The 15,583-nt window shown below is 75.1% G+C and carries 14 protein-coding genes and 1 riboswitch; all 14 genes read left to right on the forward strand.

All coding sequences use genetic code 11. The annotated features are described in order from the left end of the window. The first annotated feature begins 15 nt into the window (after positions 1-15). The 14 genes from rpe (at position 16) to pheT (ending at position 15,552) form a co-directional block, all read left to right on the forward strand. The gene (gene rpe, locus E0504_RS31025) at positions 16-807 is read left to right on the forward strand and encodes a ribulose-phosphate 3-epimerase (RefSeq protein ID WP_235013630.1); all 792 of its coding nucleotides are present in this window, start codon (positions 16-18) and stop codon (positions 805-807) included. Next, the gene (locus tag E0504_RS31030) at positions 804-1,292 is read left to right on the forward strand and encodes a dCMP deaminase (RefSeq protein WP_071064865.1); all 489 of its coding nucleotides are present in this window, start codon (positions 804-806) and stop codon (positions 1,290-1,292) included. Before rpe ends, E0504_RS31030 begins: the two co-directional genes overlap by 4 nt. Positions 1,293-1,403: 111 nt before the next feature. After that, a riboswitch (FMN riboswitch) is annotated at positions 1,404-1,534 on the forward strand. 125 nt (positions 1,535-1,659) lie between these two features. After that, a complete protein-coding gene (locus E0504_RS31035) occupies positions 1,660-2,343 on the forward strand; it encodes a riboflavin synthase (RefSeq protein WP_071064864.1) in 684 nt (227 codons plus the stop codon). Further along, a complete protein-coding gene (locus tag E0504_RS31040; protein ID WP_243657691.1) occupies positions 2,343-3,788 on the forward strand; it encodes a bifunctional 3,4-dihydroxy-2-butanone-4-phosphate synthase/GTP cyclohydrolase II in 1,446 nt (481 codons plus the stop codon). Before E0504_RS31035 ends, E0504_RS31040 begins: the two co-directional genes overlap by 1 nt. Beyond that, positions 3,785-4,267, forward strand: a complete 483-nt coding sequence (gene ribH / locus E0504_RS31045) for a 6,7-dimethyl-8-ribityllumazine synthase (RefSeq protein WP_071064863.1) — start codon at positions 3,785-3,787, stop codon at positions 4,265-4,267. The genes E0504_RS31040 and ribH overlap by 4 nt, the downstream gene beginning before the upstream one ends. A 422-nt stretch (positions 4,268-4,689) precedes the next feature. After that, the gene (locus E0504_RS31050) at positions 4,690-6,435 is read left to right on the forward strand and encodes a hypothetical protein (protein WP_131626299.1); all 1,746 of its coding nucleotides are present in this window, start codon (positions 4,690-4,692) and stop codon (positions 6,433-6,435) included. Positions 6,436-6,577: 142 nt separating this feature from the next. Continuing rightward, a complete protein-coding gene (locus tag E0504_RS31055; protein ID WP_131626300.1) occupies positions 6,578-7,756 on the forward strand; it encodes an SseB family protein in 1,179 nt (392 codons plus the stop codon). Positions 7,757-8,327: 571 nt separating this feature from the next. After that, the gene (infC, locus tag E0504_RS31060) at positions 8,328-8,849 is read left to right on the forward strand and encodes a translation initiation factor IF-3 (protein WP_326828233.1); all 522 of its coding nucleotides are present in this window, start codon (positions 8,328-8,330) and stop codon (positions 8,847-8,849) included. Positions 8,850-8,949: 100 nt separating this feature from the next. After that, positions 8,950-9,144: a 50S ribosomal protein L35 gene (gene rpmI, locus E0504_RS31065; protein WP_020459339.1), complete on the forward strand. Its 195-nt coding sequence runs from the start codon at positions 8,950-8,952 to the stop codon at positions 9,142-9,144. A gap of 76 nt (positions 9,145-9,220) precedes the next feature. Further along, entirely contained in the window at positions 9,221-9,601 is a 381-nt protein-coding gene (gene rplT / locus E0504_RS31070; protein WP_020459340.1) for a 50S ribosomal protein L20, read from the forward strand. A gap of 20 nt (positions 9,602-9,621) precedes the next feature. Then, the gene (locus tag E0504_RS31075; RefSeq protein WP_131626301.1) at positions 9,622-10,554 is read left to right on the forward strand and encodes an RNA methyltransferase; all 933 of its coding nucleotides are present in this window, start codon (positions 9,622-9,624) and stop codon (positions 10,552-10,554) included. Then, positions 10,551-11,777, forward strand: coding sequence for a PAS domain-containing sensor histidine kinase (locus E0504_RS31080; RefSeq protein ID WP_112108728.1), 1,227 nt, complete (start codon positions 10,551-10,553; stop codon positions 11,775-11,777). The genes E0504_RS31075 and E0504_RS31080 overlap by 4 nt, the downstream gene beginning before the upstream one ends. Positions 11,778-11,876: 99 nt before the next feature. Continuing rightward, positions 11,877-12,980, forward strand: coding sequence for a phenylalanine--tRNA ligase subunit alpha (gene pheS, locus E0504_RS31085; RefSeq protein WP_112108731.1), 1,104 nt, complete (start codon positions 11,877-11,879; stop codon positions 12,978-12,980). A gap of 16 nt (positions 12,981-12,996) precedes the next feature. After that, a complete protein-coding gene (gene pheT, locus E0504_RS31090; protein ID WP_131626309.1) occupies positions 12,997-15,552 on the forward strand; it encodes a phenylalanine--tRNA ligase subunit beta in 2,556 nt (851 codons plus the stop codon). Positions 15,553-15,583 lie beyond the last annotated feature (31 nt).

A 15,583-nucleotide genomic window follows, 5' to 3' on the forward strand; every position in this document is an offset into this window, starting at 1 on the left:
GGATACGCTCGCCGCGTGGCAACCGCGCAGATATATCCCAGCATGCTGGCCGCCGACTTCGGCCGGATCGCGGACGCGGCGCGCGCCGTGGCCGGGCACGCGGACTGGTTGCACGTCGATGTCATGGACTACCACTTCGTGCCCAACCTGGCGTTCTCCCCGGACACGGTGGACGCTCTGCGCCGGGTCACCGACACCCCGCTCGACTGCCACCTGATGATCGAGAACCCCGACCGCTGGGCGCCCGGCTTCGCCGAGCGGGGCGCGGCGAACGTGACGATCCACGCCGAGGCGGTCGGCGACATCGCGCGCACCACCGACGCGATCCGCGCGGCCGGTGCCCGCACCGGCCTGGCCGTCAAGCCGGCTACCCCCGTCGAGCACTACCTGGACGATCTGCACCGCTTCGACCTGCTGCTGCTGATGACCATCGAGCCGGGCTTCGGCGGCCAGAAGTTCATGGACGAGGTCCTGCCCAAGATCGCCGCGGCTCGTCGCCTGATCGACGAGCGCGGCCTGGACCTGTGGCTCCAGATCGACGGCGGGGTCAACCGGGAGACCATCGAGCGCTCCGCCGAGGCGGGGGTGGACGTCTTCGTCGCCGGCACGGCGGTCTTCGGCCTGGACGACCCGGCGGCGGCGGTCGAGTCCCTGCGCGCGCTCGCGCTGGCGGCCGCGCCGAGGCTCACCGCCCCGGCCGCCGATTTTGCCTCGCCCCCTGCTCCGGCCCCCGCTCCGGCCCCGGCTCCCGTCGCTGATCGTGATGCGGGTGGCGGGGCGGCCGCCGTCGGCGGGGTGCCGGCGTGAGCGAGGCGCGCGCCGCGGCCGGCGGGCGGCCACTGCCCGGTACCCCGGAAGGCGACCGGCACTGGCTGGGCCGGGCCGTCGAGCTGGGCCGGCGCTGCCCGCCGTCGGTCACCGCGTTCGCCGTCGGCGCACTCGTCGTCGCCGCGGACGGGACGCCGGTCGCCGAGGGCTACTCCCGAGCCGAGGAGCCGGCCGACCATGCCGAGGAGGTGGCGCTGCGCCGGCTGCCGCCGGGCGGCCTGCCCGCGGGCGCGACCGTGTACAGCTCGCTGGAGCCGTGCAGCGCCCGCGCGTCCCGGCCGCGTACCTGCACCGAGCTGCTGCTCGCCGCCGGGGTCCGCCGGGTCGTCTTCGCCTGGCGGGAGCCGGCCCTGTTCGTCGACTGCGACGGTGCCGAGCGGCTGGCCGCAGCCGGTGTCGAGGTGCTCGAGCTCGCCGAGCTCGCTGACGGTGTGCGGGCGGTGAACGACCACCTGCTGCGGTGACCGCCGGGGGCGTCCCGCGCGGTTTCCCGGTGGGGATGACGTGGATTACTGTCCGCGCCCCGAGCGTTCGCGGCGCCCGTATGTCAGACTTAACCGTGTACTAACAACAGCACGCGCGCTCCGGGGTCGGTGAAACTCCGAGCCGGCGGTGATAGTCCGCGACCCGTCCGCCCTTGTGGCGGCCGGTTGACCTGGTGGAATTCCGGGACCGACGGTGAAAGTCCGGATGGGAGGACGCGCGCGGGGCACCGCTGTGCCGGCCACGTGCGCGTGGCCGTCCCGGCGTGGGTCGGCGCGGGCGCGTCGGCCCTGACCCGCGTCGCCTTCTGATGTCCCGGACGTGCCGGGACCGGAGGTGCGGGGTCGGATGTTCACCGGCATCGTCGAAGAACTCGGCGTGGTGACCGCCATCGAGCCGCGGCATGACGCCGCGTCGCTGACCGTCGAGTGTCATGGCGTACTCGATGACGTGACGCACGGCGCTTCCGTCGCCGTGAACGGGGTCTGTCTCACGGTGACCTCGTTCGTCCACCCCCCGGACGGCGCCGCCGGCGGGGACGTATCTGGGCCGGCCGGTTCCTCCGGGACGGCGGCCGGCGGCTTCACCGCGGACGTGATGCTCGAGACGCTGCGCAGGTCCGCCCTCGGTGACCTCTCGGTCGGGGACCGGGTGAACCTTGAGCGCCCCGTCCGCCTCTCCGACCGGCTCGGCGGGCATCTGGTGCAGGGGCACGTCGACGGTGTCGGCGTCGTCCTCGAGAGGGTGCCGGCCGAGCACTGGGAGGTCGTCCGCGTCAGCCTGCCGCCGGGGCTGGACCGCTACCTCGTCGAGAAGGGCTCGGTGACCGTGGACGGGGTCAGCCTGACCGTCGTCGACGTCCGCGCCGCGGCCGGCGGTGAACCGGCCAGTTTCTCCGTCAGCCTCATCCCGACCACCCTCGCCGCGACGACGCTGGGCACCCGCGCCGTCGGTGACAAGGTCAACATCGAGGTGGACGTCGTGGCCAAGTATGTCGAGAAGCTCCACGCCGACCTGAACGGATCACACTGATGACCACGAACCCGGTGACCACGAACCCGGCCGGCGACTCCTCGGCCGCCTCCCACCCGACGGCGCCCGCCTCCCACCCGACGGCATCCGACGAGGCGTCGGTGAGCTTCGCGACGATCGAGACCGCCATCGCCGAGATCGCCGCCGGCCGGCCGGTCGTCGTGGTCGACGACGCGGACCGCGAGAACGAGGGCGACCTGATCTTCGCGGCCGAGGCGGCAACGCCGGAGCTGCTCGCCTTCATGGTCCGGCACACGGCGGGGGTCGTCTGCGTACCGCTCGACCCCGCGGAGGTCGACCGGCTCGACCTCGACCAGATGGTCCCGCAGAACACCGACCGGATGGGCACCGCGTTCACGATCTCGGTGGACGCCCGCTCCGGCGTCACCACCGGGATCTCCGCCGCCGACCGTGCCCGGACCATCCGGCTGCTCGCCGACCCGGCCACCCAGCCCGGCGACCTGACCCGGCCCGGGCACATCTTCCCGCTGCGGGCGAAGGAGGGCGGCGTGCTGCGCCGGCCCGGCCACACCGAGGCCGCCGTCGACCTCGCCCGGCTGGCGGGCCTGCGCCCGGCCGGGGCGATCTGCGAGATCGTCAACGAGGACGGCTCCATGGCCCGGCTGCCGGAGCTGACCGCCTTCGCCCGCGAACACGGCCTGGCCCTGATCTCGATCGCGGACCTCATCGCCTACCGCCGCCGGACGGAGAAGCAGGTCGTGCGGGTCGCCGAGGCCCGCATCCCGACCCGCTACGGCTCCTTCCGGGCCGTCGGATACCGGGGCACCCTGGACGGCGTCGAGCACATCGCGCTGATCCGCGGCGAGGTCGGTGACGGGGAGAACGTCCTGGTCAGGGTGCACAGCGAATGCCTGACCGGGGACGTCTTCGGCTCCCAGCGCTGCGACTGCGGCAACCAGCTCGACGCGGCGCTGCGCGCGGTGGCGGCCGAGGGTCGAGGTGTGGTGCTCTACGTGCGCGGTCACGAGGGCCGCGGCATCGGCCTCATGCACAAGCTGCAGGCCTACCAGCTCCAGGACGCCGGGCACGACACCGTCGACGCGAACCTCGCCCTCGGGCTGCCGGCCGACGCCCGCGACTACGGCACCGGCGCCCAGATTCTGGTGGACCTGGGCGTGCGCGGGCTGCGGCTGCTGTCCAACAACCCGACGAAGCGCGCGGGCCTGGAGGGCTATGGGCTGCGCATCGTCGAGCAGGTGGGGCTGCCGGTGACCCACACCCCGGAGAACCTGCGCTACCTCACGACCAAGCGGGACCGGATGGGCCACGACCTGCCCGGCCTGCCCGGCCTGCCCGGCCTGCCTGACCTGCCGAAGGTCGTCGGCGGGGACGAGACCGCCGGCGCGCACGAGGCCCACCGCTGGCCGGTGACGGCGGCCCCGGTCGCCGACCGCGCGGACCGGGCCTGCGAGGAGGCCCGATGAGCGGCGCCGGAGCACCCGCCGAGGAGCTGCCCGACGCCAGCGGGGTGCGCCTGGCGATCGTGGCCACCCGGTGGCATGTGGAGATCACCGACGCGCTGCTCGCCGGCGCGCTGCGCGCGGCGAAGGACTCGGGCGTCACGGCCACGCCAACCGTCGTGCGGGTCTCCGGGGCCGTCGAGCTGCCCGTGGTCGTCGCCGCCCTGGCGGCGCGCCACGACGCGGTGGTGGCGCTGGGCGCGGTGATCCGCGGCGGCACCCCGCACTTCGAGTACGTCTGCCGCTTCGTGACGGACGGCCTGGTGCGGATCACCCTCGACGCCGGGGTGCCGGTCGGCTTCGGCCTGCTGACCTGCGACACCGTTGAGCAGGCCAGGGACCGTGCCGGCCTGCCGGGCTCGGCGGAGGACAAGGGCCGCGAGGCCACCCTCGCCGCGCTCGACACCGCCGTCATCCTGCGCGGCATCGGCGCCCTCACCTGACGGGCCGCCGCGGCGCGGCCGGCCGCGGGTAGCCGCCGGCCGTGCCCTCGCCGGGGCCCGGCCACCAGCGTGGGCCCCCGGTGGGCCGTCGGTCGCCGGGCCGTCGTCACCGGGCGGTGACGGCCCGGCGTACTTGTGATGTCACACGTTCCGCGAGACTGTGGTTTCGAACCGTATCGGTGACCTCGCGCGGCAGGGTCTGGTGCGGCAGGGTCTGGTGCGGCAGGGCCTGGTCAGGTGCGTCGCCGTCGGGGCGTACGGTTGCCGCACGGTGGTGGTTGCGGGAGCGGGTCTGAGGGGGATCGCCGCGTCCGTGTCACCTCATGGCGAGGTTCCGGTGCGACAGGTCGGCACCGGCGGTGGGCGGGGGGCTCACCACCGGTGCCGACCTTTCGGACGGTCGACACACATGAGGTGGGGACATGCAGGTGACGGGCCACGGGTCTGAACGTGACGCGGCCGGTGGGCCGTCCTCGCGCGATTCGGGCTCCGAGGGGTCCGACTACCCGGGAGCGGGCCGCGACCCGTTCGGTGCCGAACCGGAGCCGGTGACGCCCGAGGCGGGCGGCGAGAGCGACTCCGAGGGCGACGCCCGCCCGGTCTCCCTGCTGGGCATGCGGATGTCGCAGGAGACCCAGCCCGGCCGGGCGACGGTCAGCCGCCGGCAGACCCGCAGCCGCCCGCGCCCGCCGCGGCCCGAGCCGGGGCGCGGCGCACCGCCGCCGACTCCGCCGGCCGTCCGGCGGACGCCCGCTTCGCCCGCTCCGGCCGGCCCGCCCGCGGTCCCTCCGCCCGCGGCTGCCCCACCTGACCGGCACCAGGCGCCCCCGTCCGACCGGCAGACACCGCCTGACCGGCAGGTGCCGCCGGGCGCGCCCGCTCCCGCGCCGTCATCCGGTCAGCAGGCCGTCCCGCCGCCTGCGCCGCCGTCTGTCCGGCCGCCGTCTGCGCCGCCGCCGGCCCAGCCGACGCCGGCGCGGGCTCCGGCGCCCGGGCGGGCGGTGATCGAGGGCGAGGCCACCGCTCCTCTGCCCAGTCCCGCCCCGGCGCCGTCCGCGGGCGGGTGGACGCCCGACGTCGGGACCGCCGCCACACCGACCGGGGAGCGGCCCCCGGCCCAGTGGGAGCGCGCGGCGTCCTTCGGATCACTGCCCACCCTGCCGCCGTCGGTCCCGCTGCCGCCCGCTCCGCCGCCACCGCCATCCCCAGCACCGCCGCCGCCGAATCCGGCCCCTCGAGCACCCGTGCCGTCGCGAGCGGTGGAACGGGTGGCTCCGGCACCCGCCGTGCCCCGGCCGGCCGCGCCGCTGCCGGTCGCGTCCGAGACGCCCCGGCCGTCGGCCGAAGTCGTTCCCGCTACGGACCGGCGTCCGGCGGTACGCGCCCTGCGGGTCCTGGTCGGTGGGTTCGGTGGCGGCTGCGGCCGCACGACGGTGGCGGCCGGCCTGGGCATGGCGCTCGCCGCGCGCGCCCACTCCCGCATCGCCGCCGTCGACGCCTGCCCGGACCAGTACGGCATGCTGACCCAGCGGGTCGGTCTGCGGCCGCGCCGGGTCGGGCTGCGCGAGCTGGCGGGGGCCTGGCCCCCGGTCGCGTCGCTGACCGAGCTGCGGCGCTACCTGGCCGCCGACGGTCCGGGCGGGCTCGAGGTGCTGCCCGGCGTGCACGATCTCACCGCGCCCGGCCTGGCCGGCGACGAGCTGGCCGCGGCCCTGGACCTGCTTGCCCGGTGGTTCCCGGTGGTCATCGCGGACGGGCCGTCGGGATGGAGTCAGCCGGTGCCGGCGACCCTGCTCGCGCGCAGTGATCTCGTTGTGGTCACCACCCGGGCCGGCGAGGCCGAACTGGCCGCGACGGACGACGCGCTCACCGCGCTCACCGCGCTCGGCGGGGCCGGCCGCCGCGACCTCGCAGCCTCGGCGCTCGTGGCCGTGGTCGAGACCTACCCCACCCGGCTGACCCGCGCCGCCCGGCAGCGCCTGGACGACCTGGCCGGCCGCGCCCGTCTCGTGGTGGTCGTCCCGTTCGACCCGGCGCTGACGGACAGCCGTCCGTTCGCCTGGCGGAGCCTGCGCAAGCGCACCCGGGCCGCGTTCGACGATCTCGCCACGGCCGTCGACCCGGCGTCCGTGGCGGGTCCGGGCGGCCGTCCGCCGGGCACCGGCTGAGCCGGTCGCGCGGGGTGGGGTCGGACCGGCCGAGCCGCCCCCACCCCGCGCGACCGCCGGCGCCGGACACCTGGCCGCCTACCCCTCCAAAGGCGACGGGTGTGGTCCCGGAGCGCCACTTTCACGCACTACAGTCGATGGGGTGTCCCCCGACCTGCTGACGCCACCCGGGCAGGGTGACCACGGCCGTGCCGACTCCGCGTTGCTGGCGGCCCTGCGCTCAGGCGACCGTGCCGCGCTCACCGCGGCGCTTCCTGGCGCCCGGGTGTTCGTCGGGGTCGAGGCCCGGGCTCTCGCCACCGACGCGCTGACCGGCGCGGACAAGAAGAGCGACATGGTCCTGGTCACCCTGCGTACGCCGTCAGGCTCCGGTGCGCTGCCGGTGTTCAGTGCGGTGGACGTGATGGCGGCCTGGCGCCCCTCGGTGCGCCCCGTTCCCGTGACGCTGCCCGACGCGTGCGCGGAGGCCGTCCGGATGGGCCTGGCCGCCGTCGTGATCGACCTCGGCGGCCCGGCCCCGGTCACCCTGGACGTCCGGCCCGCCGCCGGGGATGTCGGCGGCGGGGTCGGCCGGCGTGGCCCGCGGCCCTTCGGTGGCGGCGAGGGCATGTGGATCTCGTCGGGCGAGCCGGGGACGTCCGCCGCCATGCGGGGCGCGGCGGGCCCGGCGACCGCTGGCGCCGACGGCCACGCGGACGAGCTGATCGTCGCGGCAGACTCCGGGGGTGGTCTGCTCCGCCCGCGCCCGGTGCCGCTCGGCGCGCGGGGCCGTCGGCGGATCCGCGCCGCGCTCGCCGGCCTGCCGCCGGAGACGGAGGTCTGGCCGGCGGAGCTGGCGGAGTCGATCGGGCAGCGCTGGCCGGCCCGCCCGGTCCTCGCCGTCGCGGTGAACGGCGCCGCCGGCACCGCCGCTGCCGCCGTCGGTGCCGCCGCGGCTGGTGCCGGTGCCACCGCTGGTGCCGGGGACGCCGCGGGCAGGGCCGGGAGCCGGGACGCCGTCGACCGCGGGTACCTCGAGAATCCAGGCGACACGGAGAATCCAGACGGCCCCGGCGATTTCGGGGGTGCGGGGGATTTCGGGGACACCGGGGCTGCCGGGGGCGCCGCTCCCGGGGGCGACGACATGATCACCGAGATCGTGCGCCGGCTGCGCCTGCTGATCGAGGACGGGCCCGGCGGATCCGCGGCGGGCGGCGGGAGCGCGGAGGCCGCCGTGCTCGTCGTCGACCCCACCGAGGTGCCAGCGGTGCGCGCCCATCTCGGCCGCGGGGTGCGCCCCCCGCGGCGTTCGCTGTTCCGCCGTCGGGACGGCCGCGCCTGACCTGTGGCCGCGTGGCCGGCGCAGGTCGGTCGGGTCCGAGTGGACATCCCGCGGGCCCGGACCCGCTCCGCCGCGGTGCCCGGCCGGCCGCGGCGCCGGGGTGGGGCCGTGCCACCGGGGTCGGCGTTGATCGGTCCTGCCGGGCATCTCTGCTACGCTGGACCGTAGACCGCCTGATGGCGGGTCCTGGGGTCGTGCTTGGGCGCGACATGTCACTGAGGTGGCAAGGTCACTTAGTTGGCAAGGCCACTGACGTGGCAGGGTCACCAAGGTGGCAAGGCCACTGCGGTGGCAGGCGTCCCGACGGCACGTCGCTCGGGCCCCGTGATCGGGTCAAAGCGGGGGTTCGCCCTCCACCCGTCGTCGCCGCGGAACAGTCAGCCGGCTGGTCGTTAATTCGACCGGCTCGCACGCGGTGGCCGGGTCGCCGGTCGGCCGAGCCGTTCCCACGGCATTGTCGGCCGGGAGTCCGGGATGTCCCGGGCTTGGTGCTCCGCTGCGGTGAGGTCGTGCCCGCGCGTCGAGCCACGGAGGAAAGCACATCAGCACAGAGTCACGTATCAATGACCGGATCCGCGTTCCGGAGGTTCGCCTCGTAGGTGCGGAGGGCGAGCAGATCGGCATCGTCTCCATCGGGGAAGCCATGCGCCTGGCGCAGGAGTCCGACCTCGACCTCGTCGAGGTGGCACCGACTGCCCGTCCGCCGGTCTGCAAGCTGATGGACTATGGAAAGTTCAAGTACGAGTCCGACCAGAAGCGTCGCGAGGCTCGTAAGAACCAGGTCCAGACGGTCATCAAGGAGATGAAGCTCCGACCGAAGATCGATCCGCACGACTACGAGACCAAGAAAGGTCACGTAGTGCGGTTCCTCAAGGCCGGCGACAAGGTCAAGATCACCATCATGTTCCGAGGTCGGGAGCAGTCCCGTCCCGAGCTCGGCATCCGGCTGCTGCAGCGGCTGTCGACCGACGTGGCCGACCTTGGCTACGTCGAGGCCCAGCCCAAGCAGGACGGCCGGAACATGACGATGGTCATGGCCCCGCACAAGGGCGCCAAGCCCCAGCGGCTCCCGGAGTCCGCCAGCCAGGTGTAGGTCACGCCGGGCGAAGTCGCAACGACGTGCACACAGCACGGATACCTCGAACAGGCGCGCCAGCGGCGCGTGCCCGCAATCCACCCACAGGGACACGATCATGCCCAAGATGAAGACCCACACCGGTACCGGGAAGCGGTTCCGCGTCACCGGCACCGGCAAGATCATGCGTCGGCGCGCCAACCGCGCCCACCTGCTCGAGCACAAGACGAGCCGCCGCACCCGCCGGCTGTACGACGAGGTCCCGCTGAGCTCCGCGGACAACCGGCGCATCAAGCGCCTGCTGGCTCGCTGACAGTTCCGCCTCCGCCGACGCTCCCTGGCGGGGTCCGGGGGCCGGAAGTGAACGAACGAAGGAGACAGGTGCCCTCATGGCACGCGTGAAGCGGGCGGTCAACGCCCAGAAGAAGCGCCGCGAGGTTCTCGAGGCCGCCAGCGGTTACCGGGGCCAGCGCTCGCGGCTCTACCGCAAGGCCAAGGAGCAGATGCTCCACTCGATGACCTACTCCTACCGGGACCGTCGCGCGCGCAAGGGCGACTTCCGGCAGCTGTGGATCACTCGTATCAACGCCGCGGCGCGGGCGAACGGTCTGACCTACAACCGCTTCGTCCAGGGCCTGCGGCTGGCCGGTGTCGAGGTGGACCGCAAGATCCTCGCCGATCTCGCCGTCAACGACGCGGCCGCGTTCGCCGCCCTCGTCGAGGTCGCCCGCGCGGCGCTGCCCGCGGCGGCCGAGACCTCGGCCGCCTGAGGCACCACGGGCTTCCACCGGTGTCGCCTCGCCACCCGCAGGGCCGCTCCGCGGGCCGGCCGACAGCCCTCGCCGGCGGCCGGTCCGGGCCGGCCGCCGGCGGCCGGCCCGCCCGCCCGTCGCCCGGGCGGGTGGACGGGCTGCGCTCGGCCCGGGTCGCCGCCGCCCGCCGGCTGCGGCGGCCGGCGGATCGCCGCGGCGAGGGGTTGTTCCTCGTCGAGGGCGCGCAGGCGGTCACCGCGGCGCTCGCCGTGGGTGCCCTGGTGGAGCTCTTCGTCGGCGAGTCGGCGGCGGAGCGGCACGCGGACCTGCTGGCCGCGGCCGACCTGCCGGTCCGGCTCGTGACGGACGCCGCCGCCGCGGTGCTGTCGGAGACGGTGACCCCGCAGGGCCTGGTCGGCGTCGCCGAGCTGCCCCGCCACGAGCTGGCGGATCTGGGCCGGCCGCGCCTGGTCGCGGTCTGCGAGGGCGCGAACGACCCGGGGAACGCCGGTACCGTGATTCGCTCGGCCGACGCGGCCGGCGCCGACGCGGTCGTGTTCACCGGGAACAGCGTCGACCCCTTCGGGGGGAAGTGCGTCCGGGCGTCCGCGGGGAGCCTGTTCCACCTGCCGGTCGTGGTCGCCGAGGACGGCCCCGCGGTCGTCGGGGCGCTGCGCCGGGCCGGGTGCCTGGTGCTGGCGGCCTCGGGCCACGCGGCCCGCGACCTTGACGACCTGGCCGGCGTGGGCACGCTGGCGGGGCCGACGGCCTGGGTCTTCGGCAACGAGGCGAGAGGCCTCACGCCGGCGACGGCGGCGTCCGCGGACGCGGCGGTGCGGGTACCGGTGTACGGTCAGGCCGAGTCGCTGAATCTTGCGGTTGCGTCAGCGCTGTGTCTGTATGCGTCGGCGCGGGCGCAGAGAATGGTCGGGTCCGCTACGTCCGGCGCCGGGGGAGGTGGGGCGCATTGACGCGCATCGTCGCGTCCACTTCCGGGCATTACGTCGCGGACGACGACCAGATCGTCGGTGTACCGGACGTCGGTGTCACGGAGGGTGATGCCGTAGCCGCCGGTGTCCCCGACGTCGGCGCCACGGCGCACGGGGCTGGTGAGACCGAGACCGAGACCGCGGAGGAGTCGGTGGACGTGCTTTCTCCGGCGGCCCTCGACCTGCTGCCCGACCCGGTGGTCGTCACCGACGCGACGGGCACTGTGGAGCTCTTCAACGCCGCCGCGACGAAGATGACCGGGCTGTCCGCCGGGTACGCGGTCGGTCGGCACGTCACCGACGTCCTGCCGCTGCTCGACGAGCGGGGCAACGACTGGTGGGAGTGCTCGCAGCCGAGCCGCGAGCTGCCCCGGGTCACCGGGCAGCCCGAGCGCCGGCTGACCTACGCCGGTCCCGCCTCCGACCATGACTTCAACGTCACCACCCGGTTCACCCGTGTCGAAGGCGCCCTCGTACGGGTCGCCGTCTGCCTGCGTGACACGGTCAGCCGGGAGCGGATCGAGCGCAACCGCGCCGATCTCATCGCCACGGTCGCGCACGAGCTGCGCTCGCCGCTGACCAGCGTGAAGGGGTTCACGGCGACCCTGCTCGCCCGGTGGGACAGATTCACCGACGAGCAGAAGAAGCTCATGCTCAACACCGTCAACACCGACGCCGACCGGGTCACCAGGCTGTTGACCGAGCTGCTCGACGTCTCCCGCATCGACGCCGGCCGGGTGCAGATCCGCAAGCAGATCGTGGACATGCGCGTCGCCGTCCGCCGGGTCGTCGAGGGCAAGATCGCGGCCGGCTCCGCCCCACCGGAGCGGTTCGCCGTCCGGATGGAGGGCGACCTGCCCGAGATGTGGGTCGACCCCGACAAGATCGAGCAGGTGCTCCACAACCTCGTCGACAACGCGTTGCGCCACGGCGCGGGTACTGTGACCGTCGTGCTCAGCGGTACGGGGACAGGCGCCGAGGTGACGGTCGGCGACGAGGGCGACGGAGTCCCGGAGGCCAACGCCACCCGGGTGTTCGCCAAGTTCTGGCGCGGCGCGAGCCGCGGGAACGGCACCGGTCTCGGGCTGTACATCGCCAAGGCGCTGATCGACGCGCACGGTGGGACGATCTCGGTCGGCAAGGCGCCGGGCGGCGGGGCGGAGTTCCGATTTTTCGTGCCCGCCGGTGGGCCCGTGTTCGGCTGAGGCCGCGTACGACGAACCACCGGCGGGCGCCCCGGAGAACCGACCCATCCATTCGGGCGGGCTGTGCCAGCCCGCCCACCGTCGATGAGGATGATCATCGTGCCCGCCCCCAACGAGACCGCTGATCCCGTGGATCTCGGTGCCCTGGATCCCGGACGGCTCGACGGTGCCGCGGTCGCTGCACTCGCCGCGATCGCCGGGGCCGACGACCTGGCCGCGCTGTCCGCCGTGCGCACCGCCCACGTGGACGGACAGCAGGCGCCGCTGATGCTCGCCCGTCGCGAGCTCGGCGCCCTGCCCCGCGAGCACCGGGCGGAGGCCGGCCGCGCGCACAACGCCGCGACCGCGAAGGTCCGGGCCGCCTACGAGGCCCGGCTGGTCGAGCTCACCGCCCGGCGTGACGCCGAGATCCTGGTCGCCGAGCGGGTCGACGTGACCCTGCCGGTCGACCGCCGCCGCCGCGGCGCCCGCCACCCGCTGAGCCTGCTCTCCGACCGGCTCACCGACGTCTTCGTGGCCATGGGCTACGAGGTCGCCGAGGGCCCCGAGGTGGAGCACGACTGGTTCAACTTCGAGGCGCTCAACATGGCGCCCGACCACCCCGCGCGCAGCGAGCACGACACGCTCTACGTCGAGCCGGCCGCGTCCGGCCGGCTGCTGCGCACGCACACCTCGCCGGTGCAGATCCGCTCGCTGCTGTCCCGCCCGCTGCCGGTCTACGTGGTCTGCCCCGGGCGCACCTACCGCAACGACACGATCGACGCGACGCACTCGCCGGTGTTCGGCCAGCTCGAGTGCCTCGCCGTCGACGAGGGCATCACCATGGCCGACCTGCGCGGCACCCTCGAGGTGTTCGCCCAGGCGCTGTTCGGTTCCGGACTGTCCACCCGGCTGCGGCCGTCGTTCTTCCCGTTCACCGAGCCGTCCGCCGAGCTGGACGTCCAGTGCTTCGCCTGCCGTGGCGACGCCGCCCGCCAGCCGTGCCGGGTCTGCTCCGACGAGGGCTGGATCGAGGCCGGCGGCTGCGGGATGGTCGACCCGAACGTGCTGCGGGCCTGCGGGGTCGACCCTGCGCGCTACAGCGGTTTCGCCTTCGGGATGGGCCTGGAACGGGCCGCGATGACCCGGCACGACGTCCGCGAGATCCGCGACTTCGTCGACGGGGACGTCCGCTTCGGCCTGCCGTTCGGAAGCGAGGGCTGACCCGGTGAGAATCGTGATGTCGTGGCTGCGTGAGCAGGTCGGCGGCCTGCCGCCGGCGAAGGCCGTGGCCGACGCGCTGATCCGCGCCGGTTTCGAGGTCGAGGGCCTGGAGACCGTCGGTGGCGACCTGGCCGGCGTGGTGGTCGGCGAGGTGCTCTCGATCGAGGTCGTCGCGGCGAAGAAGAAGGACGTCCGCTTCTGCCGGGTGCGGGTCGCCGAGCTCGGTGAGCCGGGCGGGCCCGTGGCGTCCGGGTCGGGGGAGGCGGAGCCCGGTGTGCGCGGGATCGTCTGCGGCGCGTTCAACTTCGAGGTCGGCGACCGGGTGCCGGTCGCGCTGCCCGGCTCGGTGCTGCCCGGCGGGTTCGAGATCAGCTCCCGCAAGACGTACGGACACGTCAGCGACGGGATGATCTGCTCGGCCCGGGAGCTGGGCCTCGGGGAGGACCACAGCGGGATCCTCGTCCTGCCCGCGGGTTCCCGGATCGGGACGGACGTCGCCGAGCTGCTCGGCCTCGGCGACGAGGTGCTCGACATCGCCGTCACCCCGGACCGGGGCTACGGCCTGTCGGTGCGCGGCATCGCCCGGGAAGCGGCGACGGCTTTCGGCCTGCCGTTCGACGACCCCGGTGCCTGGGGCTCCGACGAGCCTGCCGCGACCGGCGCCGACTCCGCGGCCGGATACCCGGTGCGGGTCGAGGACACCGCCGCCTGCGATCGCTACGTCGCCCAGACGGTCAGCGGTGTCGACCCCGCCGCGCGCACCCCGCTGGACTGGTCGCGGCGGCTGTCGCTGGCCGGCATGCGGCCGATCTCCGCGCCGGTCGACGTCACCAACATCATCATGCTCGGTCTGGGGCAGCCCCTGCACGCGTTCGACCGGGCGAAGCTCACCGGCCCGATCGTCGTCCGCCGCGCCCGGGCGGGGGAGCGGCTGCTCACCCTGGACGGCGTCGACCGCGAGCTCGACCCCGAGGACCTCGTCATCGCCGACGACTCCGGGCCGATCGCGCTCGCCGGGGTGATGGGCGGCGCCGCGACGGAGATCTCCGCGGCGACCACCGACATCGTGCTGGAGTCCGCGCACTTCGACGCGGTGACCGTCGCCCGGACGGCCCGCCGGCACCGCCTCGGCTCCGAGGCGTCGCGCCGCTTCGAGCGCGGGGTCGACCCGGCGCTCGCGCCGGTCGCCGCCCAGCGGGCCGTCGACCTGCTGCGCGAGCTGGCCGGAGCCACCGCCGAGCCCGGTGTCACCGACGTCGACCACCGCGCGGCGCCGGAGCCGATCGTGTTCCCGCTCGGCGAGCCCGAGCGGCTGGCCGGCCGTCCCTACCCGGTGGATGCGATCCGCCGCCGCCTCACCGACGTCGGCTGCCTGCTGCGCGACCCGGAGCCCGCCGAGGCGGCGGGTAGTCCGGGCGAGCCGGGCGAGCTCCTGGTGACGGCGCCGTCCTGGCGGCCCGACCTGCTCCGCCCCGCGGATCTGGTCGAGGAGGTCGTGCGGCTCGAGGGGTACGACACCATCCCGGTGACGCTGCCGCTGCTGCCCGCCGGGCGCGGTCTCACCGCCGCCCAGCAGATGCGGCGGGCCGTCGGGCGGGCGCTCGCCGCCGACGGGTTCGTCGAGGTGCTCACCCTCCCGTTCGTCGCCGAGGACGCCGCCGACGCGCTCGGCCTGCCCGCCGGCGACGAGCGCCGGGCGGCGGTGCGGGTGGCGAACCCGATCGCCCAGGACGCCTCCTACCTGCGCACCACGCTGCTGTCGGGGCTGATCGCCACGGCCGTGCGCAACCTCGGCCGCGGCCAGACCGATCTCGCGCTGTTCGAGAGCGGGCTGGTCTTCCGGGAGCCGGCGGGCGCGCCGGCCGCGGTGGTCACGCCGCCGGTCGACCGCCGTCCCAGCGAGGACGAGGTCACCGCGCTGAACGCGGCCCTGCCCCGTCAGCCGCGTCATGTCGCGGTGGTGCTCACCGGCCTGCGTGAGCCCGCCGGCTGGTGGGGTCCGGGGCGGGCCGCCGACTGGGGCGACGCCCTGGCCGCCGCGCATGCCGCCGCCGCCGCGGTCGGCGTCGAGCTGGCCGTCGCCGCCGGGGACGCCATGCCCTGGCACCCCGGCCGCTGCGCCGAGCTGTCGGTCGACGGCCGGGTCGTCGGGTACGCCGGGGAGCTGCACCCGCGGGTCCTCGGGTCCGCCGGGCTGCCGGCGCGCACCTGCGCGATGGAGCTGGACCTGGACTCGCTGATCGGCGCCGCGCTCGAGCGGCCGCCGGTCGCGGCTCCCGCGATCTCCACCTTCCCGCCGGCCGACCGTGACGTCGCGCTGGTCACCGCGGTGGACGTCTCCGTGGCGGCGGTGACCGAGGCGTTGCGGGCGGGGGCCGGGGACCTGCTGGAGGCGCTGTCGCTGTTCGACGTCTACGAGGGCGACCAGGTCGGCCCCGACCGCCGCTCGCTGGCCTTCGGCCTGCGCCTGCGGGCCCCGGACCGGACACTGACGGCGGCCGAGGCCAACGATGCCCGTGACGCGGCCGTCGCCGAGGCCACCAGCCGGACGGGCGCCGTCCTGCGCGGCTGACTGACGGCCGGCGGCCGCGCCGGCCGTCACC

It is taken from the genome of Parafrankia sp. BMG5.11 (assembly GCF_004337455.1).

Excerpts from the sequence above, each read along its gene's own strand:
- E0504_RS31050 (WP_131626299.1), top strand. The coding sequence starts at position 4,690 with ATGCAGGTGACGGGCCACGGGTCTGAACGTGACGCGGCCGGTGGGCCG.
- E0504_RS31035 (WP_071064864.1), top strand. The coding sequence starts at position 1,660 with ATGTTCACCGGCATCGTCGAAGAACTCGGCGTGGTGACCGCCATCGAG.
- ribH (WP_071064863.1), top strand. The coding sequence starts at position 3,785 with ATGAGCGGCGCCGGAGCACCCGCCGAGGAGCTGCCCGACGCCAGCGGG.
- E0504_RS31040 (WP_243657691.1), top strand. The coding sequence starts at position 2,343 with ATGACCACGAACCCGGTGACCACGAACCCGGCCGGCGACTCCTCGGCC.
- rpmI (WP_020459339.1), top strand. The coding sequence starts at position 8,950 with ATGCCCAAGATGAAGACCCACACCGGTACCGGGAAGCGGTTCCGCGTC.
- rplT (WP_020459340.1), top strand. The coding sequence starts at position 9,221 with ATGGCACGCGTGAAGCGGGCGGTCAACGCCCAGAAGAAGCGCCGCGAG.
- pheT (WP_131626309.1), top strand. The coding sequence starts at position 12,997 with ATGTCGTGGCTGCGTGAGCAGGTCGGCGGCCTGCCGCCGGCGAAGGCC.